This window comes from Streptomyces diversicolor, from assembly GCF_057537855.1.
In genome coordinates, this window is sequence record NZ_BAAJXA010000144.1 from 1 (window position 1) to 707 (window position 707).

Consider the following 707-nt stretch of genomic DNA (forward strand, 5'->3'; position numbering starts at 1 on the left):
CCGACGCTCCCACGGCTTGTAGGCACACGGTTTCAGGTACTATTTCACTCCCCTCCCGGGGTACTTTTCACCATTCCCTCACGGTACTATCCGCTATCGGTCACCAGGGAATATTTAGGCTTAGCGGGTGGTCCCGCCAGATTCACACGGGATTTCTCGGGCCCCGTGCTACTTGGGTGTCTCTCAAGCAAGCCGCTGACATTTCAACTACGGGGGTCTTACCCTCTACGCCGGACCTTTCGCATGTCCTTCGCCTACATCAACGGTTTATAACTCACCGACCAGCCGGCAGACCGGTCAAGAGAGATCCCACAACCCCGCATACGCAACCCCTGCCGGGTCTCACACGCATACGGTTTGGCCTCATCCAGTTTCGCTCGCCACTACTCCCGGAATCACGGTTGTTTTCTCTTCCTGCGGGTACTGAGATGTTTCACTTCCCCGCGTTCCCTCCACACTGCCTATGTGTTCAGCAGTAGGTGACAGCCCATGACGACTGCCGGGTTTCCCCATTCGGAAACCCCCGGATCAAAGCCTGGTTGACGACTCCCCGGGGACTATCGCGGCCTCCCACGTCCTTCATCGGTTCCTGGTGCCAAGGCATCCACCGTGCGCCCTTAAAAACTTGGCCACAGATGCTCGCGTCCACTGTGCAGTTCTCAAACAACGACCAGCCACCCGTCACCCCACCATCAGGCGAGTACACC

At 58.0% G+C, this 707-nt stretch carries 1 rRNA gene; it reads right to left on the bottom strand.

The window, feature by feature from the left end:
- Positions 1-631: ribosomal RNA gene (locus AC27LF_RS45550) — 23S ribosomal RNA — on the bottom strand; the annotation flags it as partial.
- Positions 632-707 lie beyond the last annotated feature (76 nt).